The following is a 24008-nucleotide window of genomic DNA, read 5'->3' as shown; positions in this document are numbered from 1 at the left end:
ACGAACCCATCCCGTGTCGAGGAGATCATTCGTGCCTGTCACCCCTTCAGCAAACATCGGCGTCGTCGGCCTCGCGGTCATGGGGTCGAACCTCGCCCGCAACCTCGCGAGCCGCGAGGGCAACACGGTCGCCGTGTTCAATCGCTCCCCCGAGCGCACGCACACGTTGACGAGCGAGCATCCCGAAGCCGGGCTCGTCGCGTCAGAGAGCTACGACGACTTCGTCGCCTCACTCGTCAAGCCCCGCACGGCGATCATCATGGTGCAGGCCGGCAAGGGCACCGATGCCGTGATCTCTGAACTCGTCTCCCGCTTCGAGCCGGGCGACATCATCGTCGACGGCGGCAACGCGAACTTCCACGACACGATCCGCCGCGAGGCCGAGATCAGCCCGACGGGCATCCACTTCGTCGGCACCGGCATCTCGGGGGGCGAAGAGGGCGCACTCAACGGCCCGTCGATCATGCCCGGCGGCAGCGTCGAGTCGTACAAGACCCTCGGCCCGATCCTCCGATCGATCGCCGCCATCGCGCCCGACGGCGAGCCGTGCGTCACCCACGTCGGCACCGACGGCGCCGGCCACTTCGTCAAGATGGTGCACAACGGCATCGAATACGCCGATATGCAGCTCATCGCCGAGGCGTACGACCTCATCCGCCAGGGCACCGGCAAGTCCCCCGCCGAGATCGCCGACATCTTCGCCGAGTGGAACACCGGCGAACTCGAGAGCTACCTCATCGAGATCACGGCCGAGGTGCTTCGCCAGACGGATGCCACGACGGGCGAGCCGCTCGTCGACGTCATCCTCGACGAGGCGGGCGCCAAGGGCACCGGCGCGTGGACGGTGCAGAACGCCCTCGACCTCGGCGTGCCGACCTCGGGCATCGCCGAGGCGGTCTTCGCGCGCAGCCTCTCCTCGAAGCGCGCGCAGCGCGAAGCATCCGTCGATCTGCCCGGCCCTTCGACCGAGTGGAAGGTCGACGGCGCCGACGCCGACGCGTTCATCGAAGACGTGCGCCGCGCCCTCTACGCGTCGAAGATCATCGCCTACTCGCAGGGCTTCGACGAGATCGTCGCCGGCGCCGAGCAGTACGGCTGGGACATCAAGAAGGGCGACATCGCGAAGATCTGGCGTGCAGGCTGCATCATCCGCGCCCGGTTCCTGAACCGCATCGCCGAAGCGTACGCCGACGACCCGTCGCTCGTGGCGCTCGTCGTTGCACCCTACTTCCGCGACGCCGTCGCCGGCACGCAAGAGGCGTGGCGCCGAGTCGTCGCGATCGCGGCGCAGGCCGGCATCCCGACGCCCGCCTTCTCGTCTTCGCTCGCCTACTACGACGGGCTCCGCGCTCCGCGGCTCCCCGCCGCGCTCATCCAGGGCCAGCGCGACTTCTTCGGGGCGCACACCTACAAGCGGGTCGACAAGCCCGGCGTGTTCCACACGCTCTGGTCGGGCGACCGCTCGGAGATCGAGACGACTCCCTCGTCGCACTGAGGCTCGGCATGCAACTGACGCTCGGCATGCAACTGAGGCTCGGCATGCAGCTGACACGCACCGGCACACCGCGACCGACCAGATCGACCGAGTAGGAACAGGCAGGCAGGGCATCCGTGGGCGAGCCGAAGTGGCGCGAAGAGGGCGAGGAGCCCGACTACCGGTTCACGCTCGCCAACGAGCGCACCTTTCTCGCCTGGATCCGCACGGCGCTCGCCCTCCTCGCGGGCGGCGTGCTGCTGCACCAGTTCGCGACCGAACTCGACCCACGGCTCGTCGTCACGGTGCTCTCAGTCGGGTTGGGCGTGGTGGCCGCGGTGCTCAGCGTCACGTCGTACACGAGATGGCGAGCGAATGAGATCGCGATCCGGCGCGGACGCCCGCTGCCGTTCAGTTGGGTACTGCCTGGGCTCGCCGCCGTCTGCCTCCTCACGAGCGCCGTGCTCGTGGTGCTCCTCCTCGTGACGTGAACACACTCAGGATGGACGACTGACATGGCCGCACACAGTGTGCCCGCGACGGGCGATCGGGGCCTCCAACCCGAACGCACCGCGCTCGCCTGGAGCCGCACTGCGCTGGCCCTGGCGGTCAACGCGCTGCTCTCGATGCGTGCGGGTTTCATGGCCGGCGAACCTTGGCTCGTCGCAGTCGGGGCACTGCTGTTCGCGGCGTCTGGCGGCGCAGTGGCCATCGGCACGGTGCGACGCCGCCAGCTCGCGGGTCATCGTCTCGTGATCACGCCCCCACGCGGCGCGCTCGCCGGCGTCGCCGTGGCCACGCTCCTCGCGAGCCTCGGCGGCATCGCCTCGATCTTCGCCGGCGGTGTCGTGTGAGCGAGCCGTATCCCGAGTTGCAAGGTGCCGACGACGACGACTCCCGAGGCCCTGTCTACGGCGAGCGGCGTCGCCGAATCATCCGCATCACCGTGCTCGTCGCCCTCGTCGCCATGCTGCTGCCCGTCGTGCTCTCGGTCTACGGCACCGCTCAGGCAGCGGCACAACGCGCGTGCGCGGTCTACGTCTCGCAATTCGACACGGATGCCGCGGGCGCTCGCGTCTCGTTCGAGTTGTTCGGCCCGGACGGCGCCGGTTGGCAGTGCTTCTCCGTCGCCGAGAGCGGCACCGCGACGCTCATCGCCGAACTCGGACTCCTGCCTGGAGCCCCTCGCCCGATCGACGTCGACGAACGCGACACCTGAGGGCTCGGCGGGCTCAGCCTCGCGCGTGCACCGGCGACTCGGGAATGGCGGACTGGCCGATCACCCGCAGCAGATCGAGCGCAGCGGCATCCGCACTCCCGGTCTCGGCGGAGTACGCGACGATTCGCAGGTCTGCCCCCTGCACGGTCAGGATGTCGCAATCGAGGGTGATCACGCCGAGCTCGGGGTGCTCGATCCTCTTCCGGAGGGCAGCGTGAGTGGACTCTCCGTGGTCCCACAATTCGGCGAACCGCGGCGAGGCCGACTGAAGTCCGTGGACGAGATCCGCGAGCTCCCGGTCGCGCGGATACCGCGCGGTCGCCTGTCGAAGATCGGCGACGACCCCGGACTCGAGCGCACGCCGCTCGTGCGGGCTGTGTCGTACGCGCCCGCCCGAGCCGGTGAAGATCTGCCACGGCAGGTTGCGGTCGCGCACCGACCCTTGGAGCGGAGCACCCATGAGCGCATTCCAGAGCGGGCTCGAGGTGATGAGGGACCAGCGTGCATCGAAGACGGCGACCGGCAGGTCGCGCATGCGCTCGACGAGCCGCTGCACACCGGGAGTGAGGTGGGCGTCGACGACTCCGGCCGATGGTGCGAGGAGGCCGGCGAGCAGGAACAGGTGGTCGCGTTCGTCGACGCTCAGTCGAAGGGTGCGCGCCAGCGCCGAGAGCACTTGCGGCGACGGATGCGTCGAGCGACCCTGTTCGAGGCGTGTGAGGTAGTCGACCGAGACGCCGGCCGCGAGCGCGACCTCTTCGCGCCGGAGGCCCGCTGAGCGCCGCTTCGGGCCGAGCGCGATGCCGACTTCACGAGGATCGGCCCGGTCGCGCCAGGTGCGCAGCATCCGGCCGAGCTCGCGGTCGTCTTCTCTCATGCTTGAAGTATCCCGCGGATCGCGACGAGCTGGGTGGTACTGCCGGTCCCAGGACGAGGAGACGACTGGTCGGCGCACCCGCGGCGTCCGACGATGGGGAGATGACCATCACACTCATCACCGGGGGCAACAAGGGCCTCGGATTCCAGACCGCTCGCGAACTCGTCGCGGCCGGCCACACCGTCTATCTCGGAGCACGCGACCCCGATCGCGGGCAAGCGTCGGCCGCGGCACTCGGCGCACGACACGTCACACTCGACGTCACCGACGATGCCTCCGTCGCGGCGGCGGCCGAGTTCATCGAGGAGCGCGAGGGCATGCTCGACGTGCTCGTGAACAACGCCGGAATCAGCGGCTCGTTCACCTCACCGCGCGACACCCGCGCCGAGGAGGTGCGTGCGGTCTACGAGACGAACGTCTTCGGCATCGTGCGCATGATGCACGCGTTCATCCCCGTGCTCGAACGATCGGATGCGCCGGTCGTCGTCAACGTCGGCAGCGGCATGGGCTCGCTCGCGGTGACCACCGACCCGCAACGGCTCGAGTCCACGATCATCGGCATCGGTTACGCCTCGTCGAAGACCGCGATGAACATGATCACCTCGCAGTACGCGAAGGCGCTCCCCAGGTTCCGCGTCAACGTCGTCGACCCCGGTTACACGGCGACCGATTTCAACGGCGGCCGGGGCAACCAGTCCGTCGCCGAGGGTGCGTCGATCATCGTGCGCATGGCGCAGATCGGGGCGGATGGCCCGACCGGCTCCTTCGTCGATGCCGCCGGTCCTCTCGGGTGGTGATCGCTCCGGCGCGACACCGCTCAGGTGAGACCGCTCGGCTGACACCGTTCAGGTGACACCGCTCAGGTGAGACCGCTCGGCTGACACCGGCGGCGGTCCGCCCCGGCTCACGCCTCGGGCAGGAACACCCGCTTGTACTTTCGTCCGTCGGGCAGCTCGACCGTCTCGGCGCGCAGCAGCCCGCGCGTGACCCGCTGGTAGATCGCCTGCGGAGTCACTCCCAGCTTCGCGGCCGCCTCGGACACCGAGAGGCCGGGCAGCTCGGTCGGCACGCTCGAGGGTCGTTCGCGCTTGCGCTTGCGGCTCGCCTCGTGTCGAGCCGCGATCTCATCGTCATCACCCGCCCAGCGGTACTTCGCGGCCGAGGCGCTGATGCCCGCGGCATCCGCGATCTCGTCCCACGACCGGCCGGCCTCGAGTGCCTCGCGTACCGAGGCGAGCGACGCCGGGTCGGCCTCGAGAGCGGCACTGAGCGAGCGGATGCCTCGGAGCCGCTCGAGCGGCGAGGCATCCGTCTCATCATCGGAGCCGCTGGTGCCGCCGTCGTCGAAGCCGTGCAGCGCGTCGAGCGCCACGAGTTCGGCGAGCGCGCGGGCGGTCTCGGCGGAGAGGAACGTCATGTCGGCGCCGCTCAGCTGTTCAGGAGGCCGTTGCGCACTTCGCGGCGCAACACCTTGCCGATGAGCGATTTCGGGAGTTCGTCGGCGACGAGCACGCGCTTCGGCACCTTGTAGGCCGTGAGGCCGTCGCGGGAGAAGTCGCGCAGCGCCTGCTCATCGAGCGTCGCGCCCTCACGCAGCACGACGACCGCGACGACCTGCTCGCCCGAGTGCTCGTCGGGCAGCCCGACGACCGCGGCATCCTCGACGTCGGGGTGGGCGCGCAGCGCCTCTTCGACCTCGCTCGGGGCGACGTTGAAGCCGCCCGTGATGATCAGTTCCTTGATGCGATCGACGATGCGCACGAAGCCCTCGTCGTCGATCGAGACGATGTCGCCCGTGCGGAACCAGTCGGCACCGCCGTCGGTCGCCGGCACGAACACGGCCTCGGTCTCTTCGGGCTTCTGCCAGTAGCCCGAGAACACCTGCGGGCCGCGCACGATGAGTTCGCCCTCGTCGCCCGCGGCGACATCCGTGCCGGGAGCGTCGGGGTCGACGACCCGCACCTCGGTCGACGGCAGCGGCAGCCCGACGGTGCCCGCCTTGCGGTTCGGCGCGACGGGGTTCGCCATGAGCACTGGCGCGCATTCCGACAGGCCGTAGCCCTCGACGAGGTAGCCGCCCGTCTCTGCCTCCCACGGCTCGACGACGGCCGCCGAGAGCGGCATCGCGCCCGAGATCGCGATGCGGATGCCGTCGAGCGAGACGCCCTCGGCGACGGCGGCCTTGGTGAGTCGGTCGTAGATGGGCGGCACGGCCGGCAGGAAGGTCGGCGGATGCCGCTTCACGACCTTCAGCACGAGGTCGGGTTCGAACTTGGGGAAGAGCACGAGGCGTGCGCCCATGCTCATCGCGAAGGTGAGGCAGAGCGTGAGCCCGTAGGCGTGGAACATCGGCAGCACGGCGTAGACGACGGCCGTGCCTCGCTCGATCTCGGGCACCCACGCGCGGGCCTGCGCGGCGTTCGCACCGAGGTTCGCGTGGGTGAGGGTCGCGCCCTTGGGGCTGCCGGTGGTGCCGCTCGTGTACTGGATCACGGCGACGTCGGAGACCTCTGGCCCGATGATGTGCGCATCGATCGGGTCGGCGCCGACGACCTTCTCCCACGTCGTCGTGCCGCGCACGCTCGTGGTCAGCGCCGCGCGCGACTCGCGCGCCTTCGCGATCGGCAGACGCAGCATCGCACGCATCGAGAACGGCATCGCGCGAGTCACGTCGACCGAGACGATCGTCTGCACCGCGACATCCGCCGGAAACGCCTGGATCGTCTCGACGACGTTGTTCCAGGCGACGACGACTCGCGCGCCGTGGTCTTCGAACTGGTGGCGCAGCTCACGCGGGGTGTAGAGGGGGTTGTGCTCGACGACGATCGCGCCGAGGCGCAGTACCGCGTAGAACGCGACGATGTGCTGCGGGCAATTCGGGAGCACGAGTGCGACCGGGTCGCCCTTCTGCACGCCGAGAAGCCGCAGGCCCTCGGCGGCGCGCTCGATCTGCTCGCCGAGCTCGGCATACGTCGTGGTGCGCCCGAAGAATTCGAGGGCGACATGGTCGCCGTAGGCGTCGACGGATGAGCGGATGAGGTCGGAGAGCGAGCTGGTCTCGGCCGGGAGGTCGCTCGGCACACCCTCGGCGTAGCTCGTGAGCCACGGGCGAGGCGTCGTGATCGCCATCTGCGAACCTGCCTACGCCGCGCCGTCGAACATGCTCGTCACCGAGCCGTCTTCGAACACCTCGTGGATGGCACGGGCGAGGAGCGGCGCGATCGGCAGCACCGTCAAGCGGTCCCAGCGCTTCTCTTCGGGAACCGGCAGGGTGTCGGTGACGACCACGCTGTCGATGACGTCGGACTGCAGGATCTCGGTGGCGGGATTCGAGAACACCGCGTGGGTCGCTGCGACGACGACACCGGTCGCGCCGGCGGCCTTGAGCGCCTCGGCGGCCTTCACGATCGTGCGCCCCGTGTCGATGAGGTCGTCGACGAGCAGGCAGATGCGGCCGTTGACCTCGCCGACGATCTCGTGCACCGAGACCTGGTTGGGCACGAGGGGGTCGCGGCGCTTGTGGATGATGGCGAGCGGTGCGCCGAGCTTGTCGCTCCAGATGTCGGCGACACGCACTCGGCCCATGTCGGGCGAGACGACCGTGAGCGTCGACGGGTCGAGTTTCTCCTTGAAGTGCTCGAGCAGCACCGGCATCGCGAAGAGGTGGTCGACGGGGCCATCGAAGAAGCCCTGGATCTGTGCCGCGTGCAGGTCGATCGACATGATGCGGTCGGCACCGGCGGCCTTGAAGAGGTCGGCGACGAGACGTGCCGAGATCGGCTCGCGGCCACGGCCCTTCTTGTCTTGCCGGGCGTAGGGATAGAACGGCGCAACGACGGTGATGCGCTTGGCCGACGCACGCTTGAGCGCGTCGATCATGATGAGCTGCTCCATGAGCCACTCGTTGATCGGGGAGGTGTGGGACTGGATGACGAACGCGTCGGAACCACGCACGCTCTCGTCGTACCGGGCGTAGATCTCACCGTTCGCGAACGTGCGCGCGTCGGTCGGCACGAGGTCTGCGCCGAGCTCTTCGGCGATCTCGATCGCGAGCGAGGGGTGCGCACGACCCGACACCAACACGAGGCGTTTGGATCCGGTGGTCTCGATTCCCGACATTTCTGTCCTCTCCACCCGCGGTCTGCCGGTGCGTCAGTCGGCGGCGGGGCCGGATGCCTCTGCGGCAGCCTCGGCTGCCTCAGCAGCCGCGGTGCCGGCTCGGTGCTTCTGGACCCAGCCCTCGATGTTGCGTTGCGGGGCCACATTCACGGCGAGCGCGCCTGCCGGAACGTCTTTGCGGACGACGGTACCGGCGCCCGTGTAGACCCCGTCAGCAATCCTAACGGGCGCGACGAACACCCCGTGCGACCCGGTTCGCACGTGCGAGCCGATCTCGGTGCGGTGCTTGTTCACCCCGTCGTAGTTCGCGGTGATCGAGCCGGCCCCGATGTTCGACTGCTCGCCGACCGTCGTGTCGCCGATATAGGAGAGGTGCGGCACCTTGCTGCCCTCGCCGATGTTCGCGTTCTTCGTCTCGACGAAGGCGCCGATCTTGCCGTCGGCGCCGAGCACCGTGCCGGGACGAAGGTAGGAGAATGGCCCGACGGATGCCCCGGGGCCGACGACGGCGAGGGTGGCGTCGGTGCGCTTCACCTCGGAATTCTCACCGATCTCGCAGTCGACGAGCGTCGTGTCGGGGCCGACGATCGCGCCGGTCGCGATCGCCGTCGCACCCTTCAGCTGCGTGCCGGGGCGGATCGTGACATCCGGTTCGATGCGCACCGCGAGGTCGATCCAGGTGGTCGCGGGGTCTTCGATCGTGACGCCGTTCAGCTGCCAGCCGCGCACGATGAGCGCGTTCAGGCGAGCAGCGGTCTCGGAGAGCTGGGCCCGGTCGTTGATGCCCGCGACGAGCCACGGTTCGGAGACGGGCACCGCCTCGACCTCGGAGCCGGCCGCGCGGAGCAGACCGATCACGTCGGTGAGGTACTTCTCGCCCTGCACGTTGTCGGTCGTCAGGTTCGCGAGCTGGTCGCGGAGCGCGGCTGCGCCGAACGCGTAGATGCCCGCGTTGATCTCGGCGATGGCGCGCTCGTCGTCGCTCGCATCCTTCTGCTCGACGATGCGATCGAAGAGGCCGGCGTCGTCGCGCACGACGCGGCCGTATCCGCTCGGGTCGTCGTAGACGGCGGAGAGCACGGATGCCGCCGCGGTATCCGCGCGATGCTGCTCGAGGAAGGCGGCCAGCGTGTCGGCGTTCAAGAGGGGCACATCGCCGTTCAGCACGAGCACCTCGCCGTCGAAGTCGGCGGGCAGCGCGGCGAGCGCCTGCTCGACGGCACGGCCGGTGCCGGGCACCTCGTCTTGGTCGACGATGATCGTGCCGGGCAGTTCGATCTCGACCGCTGCGGCGACGAGGTCGCGCTCGTGGCGGACGACCGCGATGATGTGCTCGGCGTCGAGCGCGCGAGCCGTGGCGAGCACGTGCGCGACGATCGGCGCACCGGCGAGCGGGTGCAGGAGCTTCGGCACCGCCGACTTCATGCGGGTGCCTTGGCCGGCGGCGAGAACGATGATGGCGAGGTTCTGGTCGGTCATTCGCGCCTATTCCTATCGGTGCAGTCTGTGGGGTGCATGGCGGCCGTTCCGGCTCCGCCACCAGGATTCGAACCTGGACCGAACAGCTCCAAAGGCTGCCGTGCTGCCGTTACACTATGGCGGATCACTCGGACAGACGCCCGTGCGCGACATCCAGTCTGCCATGATCCTCGGCCACTCCGACGCGTTCCGATCGTTGCCATGTCATGAGATGCGCTCCCTGAACGCCGTGCCGATCACGTCTCGCGGAACGTGCACACGTCACTGCGCCCGAGCGGAGAGGATGCGGTGAGATCGCTGCTCGAGACGGGCGAAGCACTCGCGCATGCGAAGTGAACGACTCCGCGACCCGAGCGGCGCGATAATGGCTGGATGACCGATGCTGACGAGGTCGACCGGATCGTGGACGACTGGGAACGCGAGCGCCCCGACCTCGATTTCTCGCCGCTGCAGGTGCTCTCGCGTGTCGCGCGACTCTCGAAGCACCTCGACCGCGCCAGACGGCAGGCGTTCACCCGGTCCGAACTCGAGTCGTCGGAGTTCGACGTGCTCTCGGCGCTCCGGCGCGCCGGATCGCCCTACCGACTCTCCCCCAAGGCACTGCTGCTGCAGACGCTCGTCTCGAGCGGCACCATGACCAATCGCATCGACCGGCTCGTCGAGCGCGGACTCGTGACGCGCCAGACCGACCCGAACGACGGGCGCGGCATCCTCGTCGAGATGACGTCGGCCGGGCTCACCCGGGTCGACGCAGCGATCACACGGCTCGTCGATGCCGAGGCCGAACTGCTCGGCAGTCTGCCTGCAGCCGAACAGAAGCGGCTTGCCGGGCTGCTGCGTAAACTCAGCCTCGGATTCGACTGAGCGCGACGGGCTCGTACCGGTGCGGCTCGCGTGCGAGCAGGGGCGGCGCCGCAGGTCAGAGAAGTTCTCCCCAGCCATCGAACATACGTTCTGGGTATCTGTCTAACTGAAGTAGACTCGTGGCCGTGGCTGAGTCTGCTCATCCGGTCGGCGGGGTCGACTACCCGCGGACGTTTCAAGAACTGCGCGAGTGGTTCCCCGACGACGCGGCGTGTCTGGAGTATCTGGCGTTGCTGCGGTGGCCAGGCGGGTTCATCTGCCCTGGCTGCATGGGTCGTGAATCCTGGGCGACGGGTGCGGGCTTGTGGATGTGTCGGGCGTGCGGGCGGCGGACGTCGGTGACTGCGGGCACGATCTTCCATCGAACTCGTACCCCGCTGTCGACGTGGTTCGCGGCGGCGTGGTTCATCACGTCGCAGAAGAACGGGATGTCCGCGCAGAGCCTGCAACGGGTCCTGGGGCTGAAGTCGTACGAGACGGCGTGGGCGTGGATGCACAAACTGCGCCGGGCGATGGTGCGCCCGGAACGCGAACTGCTGCAGGGAGTGGTCGAGGTGGACGAGACGTTCGTCGGCGGCGTCAGCATCGGGCGCTCCGGCGCGAGTTCCACGAAGGCGGTCGTGATGGTCGCCGTTGAAAAGCCCGGGCCAGGTCGCAAGCTCGGCCGGATTCGGCTCGGGGTGGCGGACCGGCCGAACACGCTCGGACTGGTCGCCTTCGCGCAGAACAGCGTCGTACAGGGCTCGACGATCCACACCGACGGTGCCCGGATGATGCGCCGGCTGTCCGATCTCGGCTACGCGCACGAGTACGCCACCGGGTACAACGCCCCCGACCCATCCGCGGTGCTGCCGGGCGTGCACCTGACCGCGTCACTGCTGAAACGCTGGCTGACGGGTACCCTGCACTACGGCGTCGCCGAGCATCAGCTGCCGTACTACCTCGACGAGTTCACGTTCCGATTCAACCGGCGCAACGCGACCAGTCGCGGCCTGCTGTTCTACCGGCTCCTGCAACAGGCCGTACACACCGACCCGCACCCGCTCGACGACCTCCTCGACCCCGACTCGAATCCACACCTCAGCGCGAATGACTGACAGTGACTGATTTACGACTGCGTGCGGGAATGAAGGACCGTAGCGCGTGATGCGGTCCCTCATTCCCCACTCTTCAGTCAGAACTCAAAAATCGTTGCGAGTTCGTCTGATAGCAAGACCGTGCACGGGAGATTGCGCAAGATCTCGGCCTGAGTAGAGACTCCGCGAAGCCTCGCGGCCTGCACGTACTCCTCCCAGGGGAACGACCCGGGATGGGGGTCATCGGCTTTTACCAACGTCAGAACTTCTGAGACGACATCCGCCGGCGTGCGCTTCCACGATACGGCCTCCACGTTGCCGTGTTTGAAGGAGGAGACTCCGCGGTCCATGTCAAGTCGGAGCATCGAGTCATCCGACAATCGCAAGTACTGAGTAATCTTCATACTCAGTGACGGTCTGGGTTTTCCCCGCGGGTGCTCGTCGAGCTCGCAGATGATAACCAGACCAGTCACCGACAGCTTTGCGATGTCGAAGGGGAGGCGCTTGGCTGCTCCGGACCCCATCTCGTCCACACGGCTCGGCACAAAACGAATCTGCTCATCCTCACTCATGCAGGGGAGCAGTTCAGATCCTTCTGCACACCGTCGTCCCAACCGAAGGGATCGTAGAAATCCGTTAGGGCGGTATCGACGCGACCTCGCCAACCGACCACGTTCAAGTTTGCACATGCCTTGTGGGGAGTCGCCCAATGTCCTGTGCCTGATCCGGAAGTGACGCCCTCGACGGTGGAAGTTGCTTGAGTGATCCAGCTGCACCCGAGGGAACTGCATCCAAGGGCCTGGAGTTCGACGGTCACAGTGCCCGTGGCCGGGCAGGTGCCGCCATCCTTGACCCAATAGCCATGAACCGATGCGTCGCCATTGGTCACGTGCGGATAATCTGCGACGCCTCGCCAGTCGCATCCCCACCAAGACCAAAGTGGAGTAACCACTGGTCCACTGTCGTCGGTGATGTCGCTGCTCTCGGGAGCATCAGGATCGTACCCGAAGTGCTCTTCCGCCTCGGCAATCGAAACATATTGCACGTCTGAATCGCTTGCGACCAGGGTGGACGCTTGAGCGGACTCGACAGGTGAATACTCGGTCGTCGCGGCCTGGGCTGCAGCGGGGGCGGAAACGATCAATGCGAATGCCGCTGCGAGCAGCAAACCGATCTTCTTTGAGTTCCTTGTCGCCGACACTTTCAACGAACCTCCTTGGTCTGGTACCTGCACCATCCTCGGAATGTTGATCAAGATCAACCTTGTATTCGCGGTCTCAGTTTGCTAGCGAAGAGGGGCCGTCGTGGATCCAGGGCATCGCAACTCGTGAAGGCGTCGGGCGGCCCCGACATGGCGGAACATGCCGGGACCGGGTCAACGAAGGCACACTTCAGCTAAGCAGATACCCAGAACATACGTTCGAATTCTGGTAGTATCGAGTCATGCAGCCCTCACCGGTGATTACCAGATCAGACGGTAATTCGGCGCATGAATTCGGGCGTGATTCCGGGCACGATTCTGGCCGCTTCGATGCTCAAGAGCAGTCGCCGTATGCGATCGCACAAGACGGCCTCGCCGAACTCGTCGAAGCCTCCGTGCACGCGCAGCGCATCGAAGCGATGAACGCGGCGATGCGGGTCGATCTGATCTTCTTGACGGTGTCATTTGCGCTTCGCGCCGAGCAGGCCTTCGTCGCCCCGACGCTGTCCCCCGAACGACGACGAGAGATGGCGCATCGCAGCGTCACCGCCGAGCTCGCGACGGCACTGCACGTGCCCGAGCGCACGATGCAACATCAGATCGATGACGCTTGGGCGCTGTCGACGCAGCTTCCCGCAACGCTCGCGGCGCTGCGGTCCGGAGCGATCAGCCTGCAGCATGCGCGCGTGATCGTCGAGGCTGCCGCCGAGCTCGATGACGAACCCCGCGTCCGGGCCGACCTCGATGAAACGCTCGCGGTCTACGCGGCCGACCACACGCCGCCGAGCGTTCGTCGCCGAGCACGTTCATTGCGCGAAGAACTGCAAGCGCGAACTCTCGCCGAACGCCATCGTGCCGCACGGGCGAAGCGTCGCGTCGAGATCGAGCCGGCTCCCGACGGCATGGCCTGGCTGCACGCCTACCTGCCGGCGGCAGACGCCCTGCTCATCAGAGATCGCCTCGATCATGTCGCTCGTGAGGTTGCTTCCGCACGCCACCACCGTCACGCGGCTCGATCCGATCGCGATGGCAACACCGGGCGCACCGATGACGGCACGGCGACTCTCTCCTCATCGACCCGCGACAACGCACGCGCCGACGCCGCACGCGATCTTCTGCTGTACGGCGGGCTCGGCGATGACTCCGCCTTCGCGGCTGCATGCGGCCGAGTGCGACCGAGCGTGCACGTGACCGTGCCGGTACTCACGCTCATCGGCTCCTCGTCCGACCCCGGCATCCTCGACGGCTACGGTCCGATCGACGCAGAGACGGCTCGCCGCCTCGCCGCCGATGCCCCGTCATTCGTGCGCCTGCTGACCGATCCGATCACGGGCGCGGTGCTCGACGTCGATCGCACCAGCTACCGACCGCCGGCCGACCTCCAGCGGTGGCTCCAGGTGCGCGACGAGACCTGCCGTTTCCCGGGCTGTCAGCGCGACGCCAGAAGCAGCGATCTCGACCACAGCACCGACTGGGCCGATGACGGCCGCACCGCATTCGGCAATCTGGCCCACCTCTGCCCGCTGCATCATCACCTCAAGCACGAGTCATCCTGGTCGATGCGGCATCTGGCCGGCGGAGTCCTCGAGTGGACCTCCCCCGCAGGTCGCCTGCACATCACCCACCCGGCCCGCTCGATCGAGGTCGACGGCGAGAGTGTTGAAGCCGGCGGCAACGTTCTCCGAGTCCCGCAGCACTTTCACAGTGCCGCCCCGCACCGTGCCAGTGCCGGTGCCGGTGCCGGTGCCGACACCATGCGTGATGGCATCCAGCCCGCGCTTCACGGCGTCGACTTCCAGACGAAATACGACCCAGCTCCGACCTCCCAAGTGGAATTCCCTGACGCACCCCCGTTCTGAACGTGCTCAGCCGCGTGATCGGACCGCGGTGACCTCGCATCGCAGCCCGTTGTCGCGCATCGTGTCACGCATGGCAGTGTCACGTAGGTTCGTGACGAGTGTCCCCGTCACGCATAGTCGTCGGGAGCGAACCAGCGAGCGCCCCCATCGTGCAGGATCAGCTGCGCACGCACAGCGACCCCCTCAGCGCGGCAGGCATCGCCGAGTTCGCGTGCCCACGCCCGATCGGCCGGCGTCGATTCGGCGCCCCCGGGTCGCTCCCAGACGAATACGAGCTTCGCGGCACCGATCTCGTGAACGATCGACGCGAGCCTGCTCGCCATCAGGCCTGCGGCGGTGCCAGACTCGGGCGTCGGCTCATCGGGTGACTCCGGGTAGCCGGCCATCGGCATGATGAGCGGACTCTGCACGTCGCGCTCATCGAGGTAGAGGGTCCACCACTGACGGCGGATCGCACGATCGAGCAGCATCGCGACACGCTCGAGCACGTCGTGGTCGGTGGGAATGGGCAGCCGGGTCGCCTCGTCGGCGTCGAGTCGGGTCATGCGACGATCGTCATCGACCGGGCTGCCTCACCATGGCGGAGCGCGCCTCGTTGTGGACGATTCGCACGATCTGCCCGTTGAGGAGGAGCAGTCGAAGTGCGGTCGAGGAGTAGCCGGCCAGACCAGCCGAACTATCGGCGCAGCACCTTCCGGGCGAGCCAGTTGCCGAGGAACTGCACGCCCTGCACGAACACGACGATGAGCAGCACCGCGGCCCAGGTGATGGCGGGCTGGAACTGCCGATAGCCGTACACCTGCGCGAAGGTGCCGAGTCCTCCGCCGCCGATGAGTCCGGCCACCGCGGTCATGTCGACGATCGCGACGAGCACGAAGGTGTAGCCGAGGATGAGCGGCCCGAGCGCCTCGGGCAGCACGACCGTGCGCAGGATCCGAACGGGGCCGGCGCCCATCGCGCGAGCGGCCTCGATGACGCCCGGCGTCACGGTGAGCAGGTTCTGCTCGACGATTCGGGCGATTGCGAAGGAGGCCGCGATCGACAACGCGAAGATGAGGGCATCGTTGCCGATGCCGGTGCCGATGACGAGTCGCGAGAGCGGCTGTACCGCTGCAATGAAGATGATGAAGGGAATCGGCCGGAAGAAGTTGATGACGACGTTCACGACGTTATAGACGGCGCGATTCGCGAGGAGGCTCCCCGGTCGCGTCGTGTACAGCACGACACCGAGCAGCAGCCCGACGAGACCACCGATGAGCAGCGTGAGCGCCACCATGTACAGCGTCTCGACGGCGGCGACCCAGAACTCGCCCTGCAGTTCGAAGAGGCGATCCATCACGACACCTCCGTCACGTCGACGCGCGAGGATATCTCGGCGAGCACCGCGTCGATCGCGGCATCCGTGCCCCTGATTGCGAGGGTGAGATGCCCGAAGGCGCGACCCTGGATGTCGTTGATGCCGCCGTAGACGAGCTCGAACTCGACGCCCGCGGTGGCGAGTGCGACGAAGACCGCGGCCTGCGAGGCGTCGCCGTCGCGGAACGAGATCGTGACGATGCGGCCCTCGTGACGCTCGCGCAGCACCGCGAGCTCCGACGGCGACGGGATGCCCTTCACGACGGTGCCGACGAAGCGCTGCGACGAGGGGTTCTGCGGGTTCGAGAAGACGTCGAACACCTCGCCGTGCTCGATCACCCGGCCTCCGTCCATGACCGCGACCTTCGTGGCGATCGACTGGATGACGTCCATCTCGTGGGTGATGACGATGATCGTGACCCCGAATTCACGATTGACGCGCTTGAGCAGTTCGAGCACCTCCCCCGTCGTCTCGGGGTCGAGGGCGCTCGTGGCCTCGTCGGCGAGCAGCAGGCGCGGCGAGGTCGCGAGTGCGCGGGCGATGCCCACACGCTGCTTCTGCCCGCCCGAGAGCTGGTCGGGGTAGTTCTTGGCCTTGTCGGTCAGGCCGACGAACTCGAGCAGCTCGGCGACGCGAGCGGCGATCTCCGCCTTCGACGCACCGGCGACCGTGAGCGGATAGGCGATATTCGCCCAGACCGTCTTCGAGTTGAAGAGGTTGAACTGCTGGAAGATCATGCCGATGCCGAGACGGATGCCGCGGAGCTCACGTTCGGGCATCGTCGTGATCTCGCGGCCGTCGACCTCGATCGAGCCCGAGGTCGCGGGCTCGAGTGCGTTCACGAGACGCACGAGCGTGGACTTGCCGGCGCCCGAGTAGCCGATGATGCCGTAGACATCGCCGGGTTCGACTTCGAGGCTCACGCCGTCGATCGCGACGACGGGTGAGCCGCCCTTCTCGGATGCGGGATACGTCTTGGTGACGTTGCGCAGGGCGACGAGCGCCATGGTGAAACTCCTCTTTCAACGCCGAACCGGGCGGCGGTCACCGAGTGTGTCGGTGACGGCCGCCCGAAGGGGGTGCGATCGATCTTGCGTGCGCGATCAGCCCTTGGCGGCCTTGGTGTCGGCCTCGACCTTGGCGAGGGAATCCTCGAGGTCGGCGGCGAGGATCTTCACGGCGACGCTGGTGCCGCCCGACGCCTCGAGGAGGCCGGCCTGCACCTCAGGGTCGGTCTGGAAGATCTCGACGAGCTTGAGGTAGGTCGTGTTGTCCTTGTCTTCGGCGCGGGTCGCGAAGATGTTGACGTAGGGCAGCGCGTTCGGATCGGTGGGGTCGTCTTGCGCGATCGCGTCTTCGAAGGTGAGGCCGGCGTCTTCGACGAAGTCGTTGTTGATGATCGCGGCGGCGAGGTCGGGCAGCGAGGTCGGCGTGAGCGATGCCTCGAGCGCGGTGACCTTGACCTTCGAGTTCGCCTCGTCGATGTCGGCGAGGTCGGAGAAGATCGTGCCGCCGCTCGAAAGCGTGATGAGCCCGGCCGACTGCAGCACGAGCAGGCCGCGGGCCTGGTTCGAGGCGTCGTTCGGCACGGCGACCGTCTCACCCGCGGGGATGTCCTTCACCGAGTCGTACTTCGTCGAGTAGAGCCCGAGCGGGTAGATCGCGGTCGAACCGATGGGAGCCAGGTCTTCACCGCTGGACACGTTGTAGTCGGCGAGGTAGACGATGTGCTGGAACTGGTTGAGGTCGAGCTCGCCCTCGGTCGTCGCCGGGTTCGGCTGTGCGTAGTCCGAGAAGTCGACGAGCTCGATCTCGATGCCCTCTTCGGCCGCGGCATCTTCGAAGGCGGCCCACTGCGGGTCGGCCTTGCCGACGACGCCGATCTTGATGACCTCGTTCGAGGCTTCCCCGCCGTCGCCTGCCGCCGGCGTGGCGCACGCGGCGAGGCCGAAGACGAGCGGCACTGCGGCGAGTGCGGCGATGAGCTTGGTGTGACGTGACGAGTGCTGTGACATGAGGATTCCCTTTCGCTTCCGGCCCACGCGATCGAGTGCTGATGGCGTGGAGCAGGCATGGCTCCGCCACGGTTGGTAACGGTGGGGGCTTCGATGCCGCGATCGCGGGTGCATCACTACGGTAAACGAAGATCCTCTACCCGCTCGCCAGTCGGGTCATAGATCGTCACAGCTTCTGCGACGTCACGCCTCGAGCGACTCGGAAACTTCGAGCCAGCGGGTCTCGAGGTCGGCGACGGATGCCTCGAGCTCACGCAACGAGTCGCCGAGTGCTGCCAATCCGACGTAGTCGCCCTGGTCGTGCACCGCGAGCTTCTCGTGCTGCAGCGCGATCTGGGACGCCAGTTTCTCGAGCTTGCGGTCGATCGAGGCGAGCTCCTTCTCGGCGTAGCGCCGGTCGGCGCCGGCGAGGGCTGCCGGAGCTGCCGGAGCTGTGCTCCCTGAGCCCGTCGAAGGGGGCTTCGCGCCGCCCTCGCTCGCTTCGACAGGCTCAGCGAGCGACGCCTTGCGCAGCTCGAGGTACTGCTCGACGCCGCGCGGCAGGTCGCGCAGATGCCCGTCGAGAATGGCGAACTGCCGGTCGGTGACTCGCTCGATGAGGTACCGGTCGTGCGAAACGACGAGCAGGGTGCCCGGCCACGAGTCCAGCAGGTCCTCGATCGCGGCGAGCATGTCGGTGTCGAGATCGTTGGTGGGCTCGTCGAGGATCAGCACGTTCGGCTCCTGCAAGAGGATCAGCAAGAGCTGCAGGCGGCGCTTCTGGCCGCCCGACAGATTCTTCACGGGCGTCGACAGCTGCGCCGTCGTGAAGCCGAGCCGCTCGAGGAGCTGGCCAGGCGTCATCTCTTTGTCGCCCACCTGATAGCTCGAGCGCTGCTCTGCGACGACCGCGGAGACCCGCATGTCGGCCCATTCGGTGAGTTCGTTCAGCTCTTGGCTGAGCGTGGCGATGCGCACCGTCTTGCCGCGCTTCACCTGCCCCGTCGTCGGCTGCACTGCGCCCGTCACGAGCCCGAGGAGGGTCGACTTGCCGGCGCCGTTGACGCCCAGGATGCCGGTGCGCTCACCGGGCGCGATGCGCCACTCGATATCGCGCAGCACGGTCCGTGTCGCTGGGGCGCCGGTCGCGACATCCATCATCGGGAACTGCACCGTGACGTCGAGCAGGTCGACGACGTCTTTGCCGAGACGCGAGACGGCGAGACGGTCGAGCTCGACCTTGTTGCGCACCGGCGGCTCGTTCTCGATGAGCTCGTTCGCCGCGTCGATGCGGAACTTCGGCTTCGAGGTGCGCGCCGGCGCACCTCTTCGCAACCACGCGAGTTCCTTGCGCATGAGGTTCTGGCGCTTGGCTTCGGATGCCGCGGCTGAGCGATCGCGTTCGACCCGTTGCAGCACATACGCCGCGTAGCCGCCCTCGAAGGGTTCGACGATGCCGTCGTGCACCTCCCACGTGTCGGTGCACACCTCGTCGAGGAACCACCGGTCGTGGGTCACGACGACGAGGGCGCCGGAATCGGTCGCCCAACGGCGCTTCAAGTGCCCGGCGAGCCAGGCGATGCCCTCGACATCGAGGTGGTTCGTCGGCTCGTCGAGGAACACGACATCCCAATCGCCGACGAGCAGTGCCGCGAGACCGACACGTCGGCGCTGCCCGCCCGAGAGGTTCGCGATCTGTCCGTGCCAGGGCACATCGCCGAGGAGGCCCGCGATGACGTCGCGCACCTTCGCGTCGCCCGCCCACACGTGCTCTTCGATGCCGCCGACGACGAACTCGGCGACCGTCTTGCCAGGGTCGACCACGTCGGCCTGATCGAGCGTGCCGATGCGGATGCCGCGACGGCGCGTGACCCGACCGCCGTCGGGATCGAGACGGCCGTCGAGAAGCTTCAGGAGCGTGGACTTGCCGTCGCCGTTACGGCCGACGACGCCGATGCGATCGCCCTCGTCGATGCCCAGGGTCACCTCGTCGAAGACCACTCGCGTCGGGAATTCGAGGTGCAGGCGCTCGGCGCCGAGGAGATGTGCCATGTCCTGACGAGCCTAGCTGTGATGTCCCGGGAGGTTGTTGAGCCTGCGCATTCCTGCCGAGACTGCGCATTCCTGCCGAGACTGCGCATTCCTGCCGAGACTGGGCATTCCTGCCGAGCCTGCGCATTCCTGCCGAGCCTGCGCATTCCTGCCGAGACTGGGCATTCCTGCTGCGCCCGCGCGTTCCCTGCTGCCTCTGGGCGGTCAGGGCCGTGAAGGGAACACGTGCGCGAAGCCGTGCACCGCGCGGCGGTCCGTGCCGTCGTCGGGAATGTCGCGTCGGCGCCACGACAGGAAGAGCTCGTCGAGCTGTCGGCCGAGCTCCGCGAGCTCTTCCGCGTTCAGGCGGAGCCAGTAGTGCCCGGAGACCGCGACGTCGTCCCATGGCGACTCGGCGGACTCGACGAATTCACGTGCCCGATCGAACTGCCGCTCGAGCATGACGGCATCTGCAGATGACGCGGCGAACTCTGCGGCCGGGCGGTCGCGGAACTGGCCTGCGGACCAGCGCATACCGCGACTCACGAGCTTCCAATGACGCTCACGGAGGTCTGACGGATCCTGCGGCGCGCGGGCGACGAGTCCCGCGTCGGTGAGCACCTTCAGGTGGTGCGACACGCTGCCGGTCGCCACGCCGAGCGCACTGGCGAGTGCGCCGGTGGTCGAGTCTCCGTCGACGGCCAATGCGTCGACGAGGCGCGAGCGCACGGGATGCGCGAGCGCCGCGAGCGCACGCACATCGTCGATGGTCCGCACATCCCCTGGGTCCTCCTGATCTGACTCCTCGTGCTGCATGCTTCGAGTCTACCGATTCCGCAAGCGTATTTGCGCAACTCTCCTTGCGGAGATATCTTCCTCACATGGGCAGCTCTGAGATGACCGACTCCGGTATGACCGAAGCCGGCATGACATACACCACGCTCGGTCGAACCGGCATGACGGTGTCCCGCTTCGCGCTCGGCACCATGATGTTCGGGTCTGCCGGCAATGCCGATCACGACGAGTGCGTGCGGATCATCCACGCCGCGCTCGATCGGGGCATCAACTTCGTCGACACCGCCGACATGTACTCGGGCGGGGAGTCCGAGATCATCGTCGGCGAAGCACTTCGCGGTCGCCGCGATGACGTGATCCTCGCGACGAAGGGGCACTTCGCGCTCGAGGACGGACGCAACCGCAGCGGCAATTCCCGGCGCCACCTGGTCCGCGCTGTGGAGGCCAGCCTGACCCGCCTCGGCGCGGACTACCTCGACCTCTACCAGGTGCACCGACCCGACTTCGACACCGACATCGAGGAGACGCTCGGGGTACTCACCGATCTCGTTCATGCCGGGAAGATCCGCGCTTTCGGCTGCTCGACGTTCGCCGCCCACGAGATCGTCGAGTCGCACCGGGTCGCCGGAGCACGCGGCCTCATGCGGTTCCGCACCGAGCAGCCGCCCTACAACATCCTGGCGCGCGGCATCGAGCGCGACGTGCTGCCCGTCGCGGAGCGTTGGGGAATGGGGGTGCTGACCTGGAGCCCGCTCGCGTTCGGGTTCCTCACCGGGCGATATCGGCGCGGCATGAGCACCCCGGCCCCCGAAGGGCGCGCCGCTCTCCGCCCCGCTTGGTTCGATCCGGACGAGCCCATCACGGCACGCAAGCTCGACGTCGTCGAACAGCTGCTCCCGATCGCAGAAGAGCTCGGCACGTCGCTACCTGCACTGGCTGTCGCGTTCCCGCTCGCCCACCGCGCAGTCACCTCGGTCATCCTGGGGCCGCGCACCATGTCGCAGCTCGAATCATTGCTCGAATCGGTCGGGGTCGAGCTCGACGACGACGTGCTCGATCGCATCGACGAGGTCGTGCCGCCGGGTACCGACGTGTATGCGCCCAACGGGGCCTTCCCCCTCCCCTGGCTCACCGACCCGAGCCAGCGGCGGCGCGGCAGGGGCCGGGGTGCCAGCGGGTCCCCCAACGACTAGACGTCTCTCCCGTTACGGTGGCGGCTGGCTACGCCGAGAGAGAGACCCGCCTTCGGCATTACTGGGTTCAGTTGCAATAGTGTGTGACGCACAGTAATATCGTCGGCATGAGCGCGCCAGAGGGATCCGAGACGCACCGCCACGAGCTGCGGCGCGGCACCGTGGTCCTTGCGTGTCTGCGGATCCTGCGAACGCCCGGATACGGCTACGGGCTGCTCGAAGACCTCGCTGTGCGCGGCTTCGAGACCGACGCGAGCACGCTGTACCCCCTGCTGCGCCGGCTCGAGAAGCAGGGCTGCCTGACAAGCGAGTGGGACACCGACGAGACCCGGCCCCGCAAGTTCTACCGCACCTCCGATGCGGGGGACCGCCTCGCCGACACGCTGACCTCCGACTGGCGCGCGCTGACCCGGGCCATCGACGCGCTGGCCGACTGACCGAGAGAGAACCGAGATGACCCGCGAACCGATCACCAGGGACGAGTACACCGAACGCTACGTCGAAGCAGCGACGAGAACGATGCCGGTCGACGGGCGCGACGACCACGCCGACGAGCTGCGGGCGTCTATCCGCGACCAGATCGACGATCGCATCGAGCAGGGCGAAGAGCCGGCCGCCGCCGAGAAGGCGGTGCTGAACGGGCTCGGCGACCCCGCCGTCCTCGCCGCCGGCTACGCCGACCGACCCCTTCACCTCCTCGGCCCTCGGTGGTACCCGACGTGGCGGCGGATCCTGCGGATCATCCTCTGGAGCGCACTGCCGGCCGTCGCGCTCGGGGTGGCGATCGGCTTCGCCGTCGAGGGCAGACCTTTCTGGGGGATCGTCGGGCCGATGGTCGGCATCACGCTCACCGCAGGAGCGTGGATCTTCACCATCACCACGATCACCTACGTCAAGCTGGACCGAGCCGATGCGCCGGTCGGACCGTGGACGGTCGACTCCCTCCCGGCCCGTGACCCGAACGAGGGAAAGCCGTCGAGCCGCGCCGAGCGGGTGGTGGGCATCGTCGGGGTGGTCCTGGCGGTGGCCGGGCTCGTCTTCGTCAGCGTGCCGTGGGATATCCCGGACGTCGGGCGGATGTCGGTGCTCGACCCGGTGCTCTGGCCGTGGAGCTTGATCCTCGGCATCGTGCTGATCGCCGCCGGGGCGCTCGTGACGGCGCGGGCGCGGGCGTTCGGCCGGTGGACGATCGGCGCCGCCGTCCTGAACGCCGTGATCGCGACCGCGTGGGCGGTGCTCATCATCGGCCTGACGGTGACCGGACGGCTCTTCGACCCGTCGTTCGTGGAGTTCATCGACATCGATCTCGACGCGCAGCGCGTGATCGCGGTGTGCCTGGTGGCCGGCACGATCGCGCTCACAGGATGGAGCGCCCTGAACGGGTTCCGAAGGGCTCGCCGCCCCTGACTGGGCGCGGCCGCGATCCTCATCCGGCCCTGCACATCAGAGGACACGCTCTGGCCAGTGCACCTAGATGATGCGCGCCCCGTGCACCGGCCCGTGCACGTGCACCGCGTTGAGCCGAGCGGCGGAGAGTGCGACCTGCAGCTCGAGGGCGGCGTCCGTGTCTTCGACGAGGAACGCGACCGTCGGCCCCGACCCGGAGACGAGTCCGGCGAGCGCCCCATGCGCCTCGCCCAGTTCGAGGATCCCCCCGAGCCCGGGCGCGAGACTCAGTGCCGCCGCCTGCAGGTCGTTGTGCAACGACTCGGCCAGGCGTGCGGCATCGCCCGCCCGGAGTGCATGCAGTACCGCCGTGTCGACGACGGGTGGCGTGCCGTCGGGCACGAGGGTGAGGCGGGATTCCCGTTGGTGATCGAGCTCGCGGTAGACCGCCGGCGTCGACAGCCCGAACTCGGCGACGGCGAGCACCCAGTGGAACGAACCGGTCGCAAGCGCGGGGCTCAGGCGATCGCCCCGCCCCGTACCGATGGCGGTGCCGCCCGAGAGGGCGAAGGGCACGTCGGCGCCGAGCTTCGCCGCGAGGGCGTGCAGTTCCTCTTTGGCAAGTGCGGTGCCCCAGAGGGCGTCGCACGCGACGAGGGTGGCCGCGGCATCCGCCGACCCGCCGCCCATGCCGCCGGCGATCGGCACGTGCTTGTCGATCTCGAGATGCACACCGCCCGGCACGCCTGCGGTGCGGGCCAAGAGCTTCGCGGCCTTGATCGCCAGGTTGGAGCGGCCGGTGGGCAGACCCGAGGCATCGACACTGCCGCCGAAGGTCACGCTGAATTCATCGTCGGGCCAGGCGCGCACATCTTCGTACAGCGAGACCGCCTGGTAGGCGGTGGCGACGTCGTGATAGCCGTCGGCCTGCACCGCGCCGACGCGCATGAAGACGTTGATCTTGCCGGGCGCCCGAACGTGCACTGCCTCGTCGGTCGCCGCGATCGTCATGAGTCCACGCTAACCGACCGACTCGACACCCCTACCCCACCCTGCTTCCCCACGGCACCACGCTAGCGCGTGA

General features: G+C 67.8%; 25 protein-coding genes and 1 tRNA gene. 11 read left to right on the top strand and 15 right to left on the bottom strand.

What is annotated here, in order from left to right; all coding sequences use genetic code 11:
- The first annotated feature begins 31 nt into the window (after positions 1 to 31).
- The 4 genes from gnd (at position 32) to AC1C2S_RS14525 (ending at position 2693) form a co-directional block, all read left to right on the top strand.
- Positions 32 to 1495: an NADP-dependent phosphogluconate dehydrogenase gene (gnd, locus tag AC1C2S_RS14540; RefSeq protein WP_495353324.1), complete on the top strand. Its 1464-nt coding sequence runs from the start codon at positions 32 to 34 to the stop codon at positions 1493 to 1495.
- Positions 1496 to 1611: 116 nt separating this feature from the next.
- Positions 1612 to 1965 carry a YidH family protein gene (locus tag AC1C2S_RS14535; protein WP_495353323.1) on the top strand — a complete coding sequence of 118 codons (354 nt, stop codon included), beginning with the start codon at positions 1612 to 1614 and terminating at the stop codon, positions 1963 to 1965.
- A gap of 24 nt (positions 1966 to 1989) precedes the next feature.
- Positions 1990 to 2328, top strand: a complete 339-nt coding sequence (locus AC1C2S_RS14530; protein ID WP_495353322.1) for a DUF202 domain-containing protein — start codon at positions 1990 to 1992, stop codon at positions 2326 to 2328.
- The gene (locus AC1C2S_RS14525) at positions 2325 to 2693 is read left to right on the top strand and encodes a hypothetical protein (RefSeq protein WP_495353321.1); all 369 of its coding nucleotides are present in this window, start codon (positions 2325 to 2327) and stop codon (positions 2691 to 2693) included. Before AC1C2S_RS14530 ends, AC1C2S_RS14525 begins: the two co-directional genes overlap by 4 nt.
- Positions 2694 to 2706: 13 nt before the next feature.
- Here AC1C2S_RS14525 and AC1C2S_RS14520 read toward each other — a convergent pair whose 3' ends face one another.
- Positions 2707 to 3570 carry a helix-turn-helix domain-containing protein gene (locus AC1C2S_RS14520; protein ID WP_495353320.1) on the bottom strand — a complete coding sequence of 288 codons (864 nt, stop codon included), beginning with the start codon at positions 3568 to 3570 and terminating at the stop codon, positions 2707 to 2709.
- A 101-nt stretch (positions 3571 to 3671) separates the two neighbouring features.
- Between AC1C2S_RS14520 and AC1C2S_RS14515 the strand changes: the two genes are divergently transcribed.
- Positions 3672 to 4367 carry an SDR family NAD(P)-dependent oxidoreductase gene (locus AC1C2S_RS14515; protein WP_495353319.1) on the top strand — a complete coding sequence of 232 codons (696 nt, stop codon included), beginning with the start codon at positions 3672 to 3674 and terminating at the stop codon, positions 4365 to 4367.
- A 107-nt stretch (positions 4368 to 4474) separates the two neighbouring features.
- Here the strand turns inward: AC1C2S_RS14515 and AC1C2S_RS14510 are convergent, their stop codons facing one another.
- From AC1C2S_RS14510 to AC1C2S_RS14490, 5 genes are all read right to left on the bottom strand, one after another.
- On the bottom strand, positions 4475 to 4987 hold the full coding sequence (locus AC1C2S_RS14510) for a hypothetical protein (protein WP_495353318.1): 513 nt from the start codon (positions 4985 to 4987) through the stop codon (positions 4475 to 4477).
- 11 nt (positions 4988 to 4998) lie between these two features.
- Positions 4999 to 6699 (bottom strand): long-chain-fatty-acid--CoA ligase, encoded by a 1701-nt coding sequence (locus tag AC1C2S_RS14505; protein ID WP_495353317.1) that lies wholly within the window; start codon positions 6697 to 6699, stop codon positions 4999 to 5001.
- A gap of 12 nt (positions 6700 to 6711) precedes the next feature.
- Positions 6712 to 7689, bottom strand: a complete 978-nt coding sequence (locus AC1C2S_RS14500) for a ribose-phosphate diphosphokinase (RefSeq protein ID WP_495353316.1) — start codon at positions 7687 to 7689, stop codon at positions 6712 to 6714.
- Between the two features lie 33 nt (positions 7690 to 7722).
- Positions 7723 to 9168 (bottom strand): bifunctional UDP-N-acetylglucosamine diphosphorylase/glucosamine-1-phosphate N-acetyltransferase GlmU, encoded by a 1446-nt coding sequence (gene glmU / locus AC1C2S_RS14495; protein WP_495353315.1) that lies wholly within the window; start codon positions 9166 to 9168, stop codon positions 7723 to 7725.
- 52 nt (positions 9169 to 9220) lie between these two features.
- Positions 9221 to 9292 (bottom strand) — tRNA-Gln (locus tag AC1C2S_RS14490).
- A 248-nt stretch (positions 9293 to 9540) separates the two neighbouring features.
- On the opposite strand from AC1C2S_RS14490, the gene AC1C2S_RS14485 reads away from it, so the two are divergent.
- Together AC1C2S_RS14485 and AC1C2S_RS14480 are read left to right on the top strand one after the other, a co-directional pair.
- Entirely contained in the window at positions 9541 to 10032 is a 492-nt protein-coding gene (locus tag AC1C2S_RS14485; RefSeq protein WP_495353314.1) for a MarR family winged helix-turn-helix transcriptional regulator, read from the top strand.
- Between the two features lie 125 nt (positions 10033 to 10157).
- Positions 10158 to 11129, top strand: coding sequence for an IS1595 family transposase (locus AC1C2S_RS14480; RefSeq protein WP_495353313.1), 972 nt, complete (start codon positions 10158 to 10160; stop codon positions 11127 to 11129).
- 77 nt (positions 11130 to 11206) lie between these two features.
- On the opposite strand, the gene AC1C2S_RS14475 is transcribed toward AC1C2S_RS14480, so the two are convergent.
- Both AC1C2S_RS14475 and AC1C2S_RS14470 read right to left on the bottom strand, forming a co-directional pair.
- The gene (locus AC1C2S_RS14475; protein ID WP_495353312.1) at positions 11207 to 11680 is read right to left on the bottom strand and encodes a hypothetical protein; all 474 of its coding nucleotides are present in this window, start codon (positions 11678 to 11680) and stop codon (positions 11207 to 11209) included.
- Positions 11677 to 12363: a hypothetical protein gene (locus AC1C2S_RS14470; protein ID WP_495353311.1), complete on the bottom strand. Its 687-nt coding sequence runs from the start codon at positions 12361 to 12363 to the stop codon at positions 11677 to 11679. Before AC1C2S_RS14470 ends, AC1C2S_RS14475 begins: the two co-directional genes overlap by 4 nt.
- 188 nt (positions 12364 to 12551) lie before the next feature.
- Here AC1C2S_RS14470 and AC1C2S_RS14465 point away from each other — a divergent pair, with 188 nt between their 5' ends.
- Positions 12552 to 14168 carry an HNH endonuclease signature motif containing protein gene (locus tag AC1C2S_RS14465; RefSeq protein WP_495353310.1) on the top strand — a complete coding sequence of 539 codons (1617 nt, stop codon included), beginning with the start codon at positions 12552 to 12554 and terminating at the stop codon, positions 14166 to 14168.
- Positions 14169 to 14275: 107 nt separating this feature from the next.
- Here the strand turns inward: AC1C2S_RS14465 and AC1C2S_RS14460 are convergent, their stop codons facing one another.
- The 6 genes from AC1C2S_RS14460 to AC1C2S_RS14435 all read right to left on the bottom strand — a co-directional run bounded on the left by AC1C2S_RS14460 (position 14276) and on the right by AC1C2S_RS14435 (position 20366).
- Positions 14276 to 14713, bottom strand: a complete 438-nt coding sequence (locus AC1C2S_RS14460; RefSeq protein WP_495353309.1) for a hypothetical protein — start codon at positions 14711 to 14713, stop codon at positions 14276 to 14278.
- Between the two features lie 131 nt (positions 14714 to 14844).
- Entirely contained in the window at positions 14845 to 15504 is a 660-nt protein-coding gene (locus AC1C2S_RS14455) for a methionine ABC transporter permease (protein ID WP_495353308.1), read from the bottom strand.
- The gene (locus AC1C2S_RS14450; RefSeq protein ID WP_495353307.1) at positions 15504 to 16532 is read right to left on the bottom strand and encodes a methionine ABC transporter ATP-binding protein; all 1029 of its coding nucleotides are present in this window, start codon (positions 16530 to 16532) and stop codon (positions 15504 to 15506) included. The genes AC1C2S_RS14455 and AC1C2S_RS14450 overlap by 1 nt, the downstream gene beginning before the upstream one ends.
- A 96-nt stretch (positions 16533 to 16628) precedes the next feature.
- Positions 16629 to 17540: a MetQ/NlpA family ABC transporter substrate-binding protein gene (locus tag AC1C2S_RS14445; RefSeq protein ID WP_495353306.1), complete on the bottom strand. Its 912-nt coding sequence runs from the start codon at positions 17538 to 17540 to the stop codon at positions 16629 to 16631.
- 183 nt (positions 17541 to 17723) lie between these two features.
- Positions 17724 to 19571, bottom strand: a complete 1848-nt coding sequence (locus tag AC1C2S_RS14440; RefSeq protein WP_495353305.1) for an ABC-F family ATP-binding cassette domain-containing protein — start codon at positions 19569 to 19571, stop codon at positions 17724 to 17726.
- Between the two features lie 204 nt (positions 19572 to 19775).
- Positions 19776 to 20366, bottom strand: coding sequence for an ArsR/SmtB family transcription factor (locus AC1C2S_RS14435; protein ID WP_495353304.1), 591 nt, complete (start codon positions 20364 to 20366; stop codon positions 19776 to 19778).
- A gap of 65 nt (positions 20367 to 20431) precedes the next feature.
- On the opposite strand from AC1C2S_RS14435, the gene AC1C2S_RS14430 reads away from it, so the two are divergent.
- From AC1C2S_RS14430 to AC1C2S_RS14420, 3 genes are all read left to right on the top strand, one after another.
- Positions 20432 to 21538 carry an aldo/keto reductase gene (locus AC1C2S_RS14430; RefSeq protein ID WP_495353303.1) on the top strand — a complete coding sequence of 369 codons (1107 nt, stop codon included), beginning with the start codon at positions 20432 to 20434 and terminating at the stop codon, positions 21536 to 21538.
- A 107-nt stretch (positions 21539 to 21645) separates the two neighbouring features.
- The gene (locus AC1C2S_RS14425; protein ID WP_495353302.1) at positions 21646 to 21975 is read left to right on the top strand and encodes a PadR family transcriptional regulator; all 330 of its coding nucleotides are present in this window, start codon (positions 21646 to 21648) and stop codon (positions 21973 to 21975) included.
- A 16-nt stretch (positions 21976 to 21991) separates the two neighbouring features.
- The gene (locus AC1C2S_RS14420) at positions 21992 to 22945 is read left to right on the top strand and encodes a permease prefix domain 1-containing protein (protein ID WP_495353301.1); all 954 of its coding nucleotides are present in this window, start codon (positions 21992 to 21994) and stop codon (positions 22943 to 22945) included.
- Positions 22946 to 23008: 63 nt separating this feature from the next.
- On the opposite strand, the gene AC1C2S_RS14415 is transcribed toward AC1C2S_RS14420, so the two are convergent.
- On the bottom strand, positions 23009 to 23935 hold the full coding sequence (locus AC1C2S_RS14415) for a 4-(cytidine 5'-diphospho)-2-C-methyl-D-erythritol kinase (protein ID WP_495353300.1): 927 nt from the start codon (positions 23933 to 23935) through the stop codon (positions 23009 to 23011).
- Positions 23936 to 24008 lie beyond the last annotated feature (73 nt).

The organism is Agromyces sp. Y782 (assembly GCF_059445405.1).
This window is presented reverse-complemented; position numbering and strand designations above follow the sequence as displayed.